Annotated in this window: 5 protein-coding genes and 1 pseudogene; all 6 read left to right on the top strand. The window is 40.7% G+C overall.

Annotated features, from left to right (window positions below; genetic code table 11):
• On the top strand, nt 1-145 hold a 145-nt coding region (locus Q0F90_RS07905; RefSeq protein WP_296004537.1), incomplete at its 5' end, for an SDR family oxidoreductase.
• 51 nt (nt 146-196) lie between these two features.
• Nucleotides 197-427 (top strand): acyl carrier protein, encoded by a 231-nt coding sequence (locus Q0F90_RS07900; protein WP_004693441.1) that lies wholly within the window; start codon nt 197-199, stop codon nt 425-427.
• 77 nt (nt 428-504) lie between these two features.
• Nucleotides 505-1,461: a nitronate monooxygenase family protein gene (locus Q0F90_RS07895; protein WP_009372047.1), complete on the top strand. Its 957-nt coding sequence runs from the start codon at nt 505-507 to the stop codon at nt 1,459-1,461.
• Nucleotides 1,462-1,497: 36 nt separating this feature from the next.
• Entirely contained in the window at nt 1,498-2,742 is a 1,245-nt protein-coding gene (gene fabF / locus Q0F90_RS07890; RefSeq protein WP_296004536.1) for a beta-ketoacyl-ACP synthase II, read from the top strand.
• Nucleotides 2,742-3,482: a ribonuclease III gene (gene rnc / locus Q0F90_RS07885; protein WP_287534144.1), complete on the top strand. Its 741-nt coding sequence runs from the start codon at nt 2,742-2,744 to the stop codon at nt 3,480-3,482. The genes fabF and rnc overlap by 1 nt, the downstream gene beginning before the upstream one ends.
• A 197-nt stretch (nt 3,483-3,679) precedes the next feature.
• A pseudogene (locus Q0F90_RS07880) lies at nt 3,680-4,020 on the top strand (radical SAM protein); the annotation flags it as partial.

The raw sequence follows: 4,020 nt of genomic DNA, 5'->3' as shown, positions 1-4,020 counted from the left end.
TAAAGAAGCTATGGTTACTGAAATTCCATTGGGCCGTATGGCTGATGCAGAAGAAGTAGCAACTGTAGTAACATTCCTTGCTAGCGATTTTGCTAATTATATTACAGGCCAAGTTATCAATGTAGATGGCGGCATGGTAATGTAGTTGTAAAATTAGACTATATACAAATACACTTTGAAAGGAGGTGAACCACCAATGAACACTTTCGATAAAGTAAAAGCAATCGTTGTGGAACAATTAGGCGTTGATGAAGCTGAAGTTACCATTGATTCTACATTCATCGACGACTTAGGCGCTGACTCCTTAGATATCGTTGAATTGATCATGGCATTCGAAGAAGAATTCAATGTTGAAATCCCTGACGACGTTGCAGAAAAAATTAAAACCGTTAAGGATACAGTAGAATATATTGATTCTGCTAAATAAGCTGTAAAGCTGACAATTCAGCCGAACGGGAGGCCGAGTGGCCTCCCCACCGGTTTTATTTACAGGAGGATTTGATAGTGAAGCTCCCTGAACTTCGCATTGGGAATCTAGTGGCCAAAGTACCTATCATTCAAGGTGGTATGGCGATTAGATTGTCTACAGCTCGCTTGGCAGCAGCCGTTGCAAATGAAGGTGGTATCGGCCTTATTGCGGCATCTGGTTTGCCTTTTGATGAATTACGATACGAAATACAATTAGCTAGAAAATTATCACCTACGGGTATTATTGGTATAAATGCGATGGTAGCGGCAACTCAATTTGCTGGTCTAGTAAAAACTGCCATCGAAGAGGGCATTGATCTTGTAGTAGCAGGTGCTGGTTTCTCAAGAGATATGTTCGCAATGGGCAAAGAGTCTGGTACTCCAATTGTACCAATCGTTTCGTCCGCAAAATTAGCTCGCATTTCTGAAGGTTTAGGTGCCGCAGCAGTAATTGTAGAAGGCTGCGAGGCTGGTGGTCACTTGGGAACGGATCGTTCCGCTCGAGACATCGTTCCAGAAGTTGTGGCAGCTGTTAAAAACATTCCAGTAATTGGTGCTGGTGGTGTTCTTGATGGCCGTGATATCGTAGAAATGTTGAAATTAGGTGCTAGTGGCGTTCAAATGGGCAGCCGTTTTGCGGCTTCTGATGAATGTAATGCATCTGATGAATTGAAAAAAATGTATGTACGGGCTACAAACCCTGAGGACATCGTATTAATTCAAAGTCCTGTAGGTTTGCCTGGTCAAGCAATTAAAAACAAATTTGCTGAATCTGTATTAGACGGTACTGTAGCACCTCCAACGGTGTGTGATAACTGTTTAAAACATTGTTCCCATAAATTCTGTATCATCCGCGCTCTTTCTCGTGCACAACAAGGTGATGTAGAAACTGGTTTGGTGTTCTCTGGCAATAATATGAGAAAAGTCGACAAGATTATGCCAGTTAAAGATATCTTTGCTCAACTAAAACAGCAAGTAGCAGAGATAGATTAATTTAAAAGGGCTGTATAGCTATAAGAGGTGGAATAATTGGAAAAACGTGTAGTAATTACTGGCTTAGGGGCAGTGACTCCTGTAGGTATCGGTAAAGAGAACTTCTACAATGCGTTATTGGCAGGTCAATCTGGTATTGGGCCGATTACACGCTTTGACGCATCTGAGTATGCAACACGCATTGCAGGCGAAGTAAAAGATTTTGATATTACAAACTATGGCGTTGACAAAAAAGAAGCTCGTCGTATGGACCGTTCTGTAGAATTTGCTATCGGTGCAGCTGTTCTTGCTTGTGAAGATGCTGATCTTGACTTGGATAAAGCTGATTTAGACCGTTGTGGTACTGTAGTTGGTACTGGTATCGGCGGTATTGACTCTATCCATGAAGTATATGAAACATTATTCGAAAAAGGTCCTGGCCGTGTAAGTCCATTTGCAGTACCTATGATGATTGCCAACATGACATCTGCACGTGTATCCATTCGCCTTGGTCTTAAAGGTCCTGTTATTACAGACGTAACAGCTTGTACTTCTGGTACAAACGCTATTGGCGATGCATTCCGTATCATTCAACGTGGTGATGCTGATGTAATGTTCGCTGGTGGTACTGAAGCGGCTGTATCCCCTGCTGCTGTAGCTGGTTTCGCAGCTATGAAAGCTATGTCTACACGCAATGACGAACCAACAAAAGCATCCCGTCCATTTGACCGCGATCGCGATGGTTTCGTAATGGGTGAAGGCTCAGGTATCGTAGTTCTTGAAGAATTAGAACATGCTAAAGCTCGTGGTGCTCATATCTACGCTGAAGTAGTAGGTTATGGCACTAATGGTGATGCTTACCACATCACTGCACCAGCTCCAGGTGGTGTTCAAGCTCGTAAATGTATGGAATTAGCAATTAAAGATGCAGGTATCGATCCTAAAGACGTTAACTACATCAATGCTCATGGTACATCTACTGGCCTTAATGACCAAAATGAAACATTAGCTATTAAAGAATTGTTCGGCGATCATGCTAAAAATATCGCTGTTAACTCTACAAAATCCATGACAGGTCACTTGTTAGGTGCTGCTGGTGCTATTGAAACTATCGTTATGGCGATGGCTATCGAAACTGGTAAAGTTCACCCTACAATTAACTGTGACAATCCTGATGAAGGTTTGGATCTAGACTATGTTCGTGAAGGCGCACGTGACTTAGAAGTTAAATGTGCACTTTCCAACTCTTTCGGTTTTGGTGGTCATAACGGTACACTTTGCATTCGCCGTTATGAAGCTTAATGGTTGCTATCGAAGCGCATAAGAGTAAGATGACACAAGCTCGTGAAGAATCTCTTCATGAGCTTGTTGCTCGTTTAGACATACCTGTGTCAGATATATCCATTATAGATTGTGCTTTTACACATACATCTTATGCGAATGAACATAAATCAAAGCATATCCATCACAATCAACGATTAGAGTTTTTAGGCGATGCTGTACTGGATCTCATCATTGGTGAGTACTTATTTAAGAATTATCCAGACATGGCTGAAGGTAACTTGACGAAAATTAAAGCTGCTACAGTATGTGAGGATTCCCTAGCATCCGTAAGTCGTTCTTTACAATTGGGGCAATATTTATTGCTTGGTCATGGTGAACGCGCTTCTGGTGGTAATGATCGTAACTCTATACTAGCTGATACCTTTGAGTCTCTCATTGGCGCTATTTATATTTCTACAGATTACCAAACAGCAATGACCTTCGTTTTAAAACATTTAACAACTTATATCAAGCAAGCCTTAGAAGGAAAGCGGGGCAAAGATTATAAGACATTATTACAAGAATACGTGCAACGGGATGGTGATAAGCATATCGTCTACCGTTTGCTCAGTGAAAGTGGTCCCGACCATGCTAAGACCTTCCATATGGTAGTCGAAATTAATGGTGTTACTTACGAGGCCGGCTCTGGTAAAAGTAAAAAAATTGCAGAACAACATGCGGCTCAATTAACTTTAGAAAAGTTGATGGCTGACAAATAGAAAAGCGCCTAATGGCGCTTTTTTCTGTATAATAGTAGATGAGTGATAAGCTATATAACAGTATGTGAGTAATGATATATATAACAGTATGTAATGATATATACCAGCATATAAGTAATGTTCTATTTAGCAATAAGTGATTAATGATTTATACAATAGTATGTGAGTAATATTTTTTATAAGAAGGGGAGGTGTCTATGAAACCATTTGGTATGATTCCTTTTTTTATACCTCACGTAGGTTGTCCCTATGTGTGTACCTTTTGTAATCAGTCTCGTATTACGGGCCAATCTGGTATTAGTCACCTAACACCGGATTATATAAAAGAAACGATTACAGAGTATGTAAGTAGTAAACGGAACGATAAGTTTTGGGAGGTTGCCTTTTATGGTGGATCATTTACAGCTATCCATACAGATCTACAACACCAATTATTAGCTCCTGCTTCTGAGATGCTTAAGAGTGGCATAATTGATGGTATACGCTGTTCTACGCGGCCTGATGCTGTTAGTGACGAAGCTATTACCTTGTTACAGTC

The organism is uncultured Veillonella sp. (genome assembly GCF_934190855.1).
Classification (GTDB): domain Bacteria; phylum Bacillota; class Negativicutes; order Veillonellales; family Veillonellaceae; genus Veillonella.
Note: the sequence above shows the minus strand (reverse complement) of the source record. Positions and strands in the feature narration are given on the sequence as shown.